The sequence below is a fragment of the Thioclava sp. UBA3469 genome (assembly GCF_002378135.1).
GTDB lineage: Bacteria > Pseudomonadota > Alphaproteobacteria > Rhodobacterales > Rhodobacteraceae > Thioclava > Thioclava sediminum.
In genome coordinates this window covers 1-4,645 of record NZ_DFRG01000097.1, presented here as the reverse complement: position 1 = coordinate 4,645, position 4,645 = coordinate 1, and the positions used below count along the sequence as shown (strand labels likewise).

4 protein-coding genes are annotated in these 4,645 nt (G+C 65.7%); 3 read left to right on the top strand and 1 reads right to left on the bottom strand.

Annotated features, from left to right (window positions below; genetic code table 11):
* Positions 1-463 (bottom strand): riboflavin synthase (locus B3D39_RS08270; RefSeq protein WP_286789589.1); only part of this gene is annotated, 463 nt, incomplete at its 3' end.
* 208 nt (positions 464-671) lie between these two features.
* Here B3D39_RS08270 and B3D39_RS08265 point away from each other — a divergent pair.
* The 3 genes from B3D39_RS08265 to B3D39_RS08255 form a co-directional block, all read left to right on the top strand.
* On the top strand, positions 672-1,958 hold the full coding sequence (locus tag B3D39_RS08265) for a capsule biosynthesis protein (RefSeq protein ID WP_274963517.1): 1,287 nt from the start codon (positions 672-674) through the stop codon (positions 1,956-1,958).
* Between the two features lie 85 nt (positions 1,959-2,043).
* A complete protein-coding gene (locus B3D39_RS08260) occupies positions 2,044-3,168 on the top strand; it encodes a polysaccharide biosynthesis/export family protein (RefSeq protein ID WP_078570050.1) in 1,125 nt (374 codons plus the stop codon).
* A partial coding sequence (locus tag B3D39_RS08255) for a capsular polysaccharide biosynthesis protein (RefSeq protein WP_286789588.1) occupies positions 3,168-4,645 on the top strand: 1,478 nt, incomplete at its 3' end. The genes B3D39_RS08260 and B3D39_RS08255, both read left to right, overlap by 1 nt.

The window sequence follows — 4,645 nt, the reverse complement described above, 5'->3', positions numbered from 1 at the left end:
CGAAGGTCTCGCCCGACACCTCGTTCACGGTAAGCGAGGTGCCGTTGAGCGCGACCGACCCCTTGGGCGCGATGAACCGCGCCAGGGTTTCGGGGGCGCGGAACGTGATGCGCGTGCTGTCGCCTTCGTCGCGGATGTCCACGACCTCGGCCACGCCGTCGACATGGCCCGACACGATATGCCCGCCCAGTTCGTCCCCGACCTTAAGGGCGCGCTCCAGGTTCACGCGGCGCCCCTCGGTCCAGTCCCCGATCGCGGTTTTCGACACGCTCTCGGCACTGATATCCACGTCGAACCAGCCCGCGCTTATTTCGACAACCGTCAGGCAGACGCCGTCGCAGGCGATCGAGGCCCCGAGATCGACCCGCCCCATGTCATAGCGCGTTTCGATCCGCGCGCGCAGATCGCCGCGCTGCTCCAGCTCCAGAATTTCTCCGATATCGGTCACGATCCCGGTGAACATGGCATATCCCCTCAGATTTCGGACCTTAGCTAGCCCGCAGGGCGCGCCTTCGCAAGAGATGAGCGCCCCGCCGTCCCGTCACACTCTGCGCAGCCCCGCACAGCGCCTGCCCTAAAATTGTCCAATATTTAAGGGATTACCCCACAAACTCCGTGACTTCGCGCGCATCCTGCGCAATCACGGATGCAGGCCAAGGACCCACGACTGGATGAACCGTTTCGAAAATCGCCACTTCCTGATGCTGCAGGGGCCCCACGGCCCCTTCTTTCATCAGCTTGGCGCGATGCTGCGGCAGGCAGGGGCGACGGTCTGGCGCGTGGGGTTCAACCGCGGGGATGAGGTGTTCTGGTTCGACCGCGCCTCCTACCTGCGTTTCGATGCCCCGCCGGAGGATTGGGCCGATCGCCTGCGCGACCTGATCGCCGAGAAAGGCATCACCGATCTCGTGCTCTATGGCGACACCCGCCCGATCCACGCGCAGGCCGTTAAGATCGCGAAGGCGATGGGCCTCTGCGTGCATGTCTTCGAAGAGGGGTATGTTCGCCCCTATTGGGTCACCTACGAGCGCGGCGGCTCGAACGGGCACTCCCGGCTGATGGAGATGTCGGTGGCGCAGATGCGCACCGCGCTTGCGCAATCCGAGATCGAGTTTCCCGACGCGCCGCCCCGCTGGGGCGATATGCGCCACCACGTTTTCTACGGCGCGCTCTACCATTTTTTCGTGATGCTCCGCCCCGGCCCCTATCGCCGCTTCCGGCCGCATCGCGACATCACCGTGTTTCAGGAATTCCGCCTCTGGCTGCGCCGCCTGCTGCTGATGCCGCTGCATATGCTGGAGCGCAAACGCGCGACGCGGCGCATCCGTCATGGCGGCTTCCCCTATCATCTCGTACTGCTGCAGCTCGAACACGATTCCAGCTTCCGGATGCATTCGCCCTTCGCGAGCCAGACCGAGTTCATCGATCTGGTGATGGAGAATTTCGCAAAAGGCGCGCCGCCCCATCACCACCTCGTCTTCAAGGCACATCCGCTCGAAGACGGACGCGCCCCTATCCGCGAGACGATCCGCAAGGCGGCCCGCGCACATGGGCTGGCGTCGCGCGTGCATTTCGTGCGCGGCGGCAAGCTGGCCGGGCTTCTGGCGCAGGCGCGCTCCGCCGTCACGGTCAATTCGACCGCTGCACAGCAGGCGCTCTGGCGCGGGCTGCCGCTGAAATCGCTCGGTCGCGCGATCTTCGACAAGCCGGAATTCACCTCCGCGCAACCGCTCGAGACCTTCTTCGCAAGCCCGGCCCGCCCCGACAGCCGCGCCTATCGCGACTACCGTCACTACCTGCTGGAAACGAGCCAGGTGCCGGGCGGCTTCTACTCTGCGAAAGGCCGCCGCGCCCTGCTGCGACAGGTGGTCGACATGATGCTGGCCGCCGAAGACCCTTATGATGCGCTGGTCGCGGGCAACGCGGCCCCACGGCAACAGTTGCAGGTGGTACGATAATTTTTCTCGTTTTTTTCCCGAGGCTTCGGTAGCTTGGTCGCAAAACGATAAGCAGCATCCCGAACGAGGAGCTCGAGCAGTGACCATGACCCCTTCCCGCAGGGCCGTTTTGACGGGCCTTTCCGCCACGCTTTTGACCGCATCTTGTGGTCTTCCGCGCTCCGGCCCCAACAAGCGCGAACTCTTCGCGGGCTCCGTGATGCGCCAGGGCGATGCCTTCGTCGTCAAGGTGAACGACTTCGTCACCCGCGCAACCGCCGTGCAACCGGCGCTCGGCTTTACCTCCAGTTTCATCAATGCCGGCCAGATCGGCTCCGATACGATCCGCCCGGGCGACACGCTTTCGCTGACGATCTGGGAGAACGTCGATGACGGGCTGCTCGCCAGCAAAGGCGCCAACGCGACCCAGCTGCAAGAGGTGCAGGTCGATGGCGCGGGCTTCATCTTCGTTCCCTATGCGGGCCGCATCAAAGCCGCTGGCAACACGCCCGACGGGCTGCGCCGCATCATCACCACCAAGCTCGACGCGCAAACGCCGGACCCGCAGGTTCTCGTGACCCGCGTGGCAGGCGATGGCGCGACGGTGTCGGTCATGGGTGCGATCAACGGCCAGGGCGTCTACCCGATCGAGCGGCCGACCCGGACGCTTTCGGCGATGATCGCCAAGGCGGGCGGCGTGGCGATCCCCCCCGAGGTCGCCAAGATCACCGTGACGCGCGGCGGCATGTCGGGCTCGATCTGGCTCAAGGATCTCTACGAGAACCCCAAGATGGACATCGCGCTGCGCAATGGCGACGTGATCCTCGTCGAGAAGGACCAGCGCGCCTTCACCTCGCTCGGCGCAACCGGCAAGCAGGCCCGCGTGCCCTTCGAGACCCAGACGCTTTCGGCGCTGGAGGCCATCGCAACGGTGGGCGGCTTGCAGTCGAACCTCGCCGATCCGACCGGCGTCTTCGTGCTGCGCAACGAGCCGGCCGATATCGCGATGAAGGTGCTTGGTCGCACCGACCTCGTCGGCGATCAGCGCATGATCTACGTGCTCGACCTGACCCAGCCCAACGGCATGTTCATGGCGCGCGATTTCGCGATCCGCGACGGAGACACGGTCTATGTCACCGAGGCGCCCTTCGTGCAGTGGCAGAAGACGCTCTCGGCTCTGACCCAGCCGCTGGGTACGGTCAACACGCTCAATACGCTCGCCGGGAACTGATGCCCCGCGACAGTGACCACAAGGCCGCCGGGGCGATCCCCCGGCGGCTTTTTTTCTACAATGGCGGTGTGCTGCGCCAGAAGCGCCTGCGCGAGATTTTGCGAGCAGCGGGCCATGCGCCGCGCCTCGGCCTGCCCTGCCCCGACGATGGCGTGATGGTCTGGGGCCGCTCGCCCTATGCGGCACGTGGCGAGGCGGTGGCCGCCAAGCGCGGCGTGCCGCTGATCCGGGTGGAGGATGCGTTTCTGCGCTCGATCCGCCCGGGCCGGACCGGCGCGCCACCTTTGGGCCTGATCCTCGACCCGATGGGCGTGCATTTCGACAGCGCCCAGCCCTCGCGGCTCGAACATCTCCTCGCGACCGAGCCGCTCGACGATAGCGCCGTATTGCAGCGGGCCCGCGACGGGATCGCTCGGCTGAAAGCCTCGGAGCTTTCGAAGTATAACGATTTCGACCCGGACCTGCCCGTCCCCGATCCCGGCTATGTTCTGGTGATCGACCAGACACGGGACGATGCCTCGATCACCCATGGCGGGGCGACGGCGGCCACGTTCCGCGAAATGCTGGCCTATGCGCGGATCGAAAACCCCGGTGCGCGCATCCTGATCAAGACCCATCCCGAAACCCGCGCCGGGTTGCGGGGCGGCCATTACGGGCCGGAAGACTGCGACGCGAGTTCCGAGATTTACGACGCGCCGGTCTCGCCGTGGACGCTGCTCGAAGGCGCGATCGCGGTCTATACGGTGTCGTCGCTCATGGGCTACGAAGCGATCCTCGCAGGTCACAAGCCGCGCGTCTTCGGCCAACCATTCTATGGGGGCTGGGGGCTCACGCAGGACGAGAACCCTGTCCCGCGCAGATCGCGCAGCCTGACACGCGCGCAGATTTTCGCGGTGTCGCATATCCTCGCGCCGATCTGGTACGATCCTTGCCGCAAGCGCCTGTGCAGCTTCGAGGAGGCGGTGGATCAGCTCGAAGCCGAAACCCGCGCCTATCGCGAAGATCGGCAGGGCTATGTCGCGGGCGGCATGTCCCTGTGGAAGCGCCCGCATCTGCGGAAATTCTTCGGGCGGCACGGGTCGCTGCGGTTCAGAGAGACACCCGACCCTGCTCGGCTCTTTCTCTACTGGGCCACGCGCGCGGCTCCAGACGACGACCGCAACCCTATCCGCGTCGAAGACGGGTTTCTGCGCTCACGCGGTCTCGGCGCCGAACTCGTCCCGCCGCTCTCGCTGATCGCGGATCGCACAGGAATCTTCTACGACCCGACCCGTCCCAGTGATCTGGAGGCATTGATCGCGCAGCCCGTACCGCCGGGTGGCGAGCCGCGGGTGCGCAAGCTCATCCAACGGATCACGACTGAGGGTCTGACGAAATACAATCTCGGCGGCGCGCTTCCCGACCTGCCCCAAGGCCATAAGATCCTCGTGCCCGGCCAGGTCGAAGACGATGCCTCAATCCGCCTCGGCGCGGGGGA

Excerpts from the sequence above, each read along its gene's own strand:
- B3D39_RS08265 (WP_274963517.1), top strand. The coding sequence starts at position 672 with ATGAACCGTTTCGAAAATCGCCACTTCCTGATGCTGCAGGGGCCCCAC.
- B3D39_RS08260 (WP_078570050.1), top strand. The coding sequence starts at position 2,044 with ATGACCCCTTCCCGCAGGGCCGTTTTGACGGGCCTTTCCGCCACGCTT.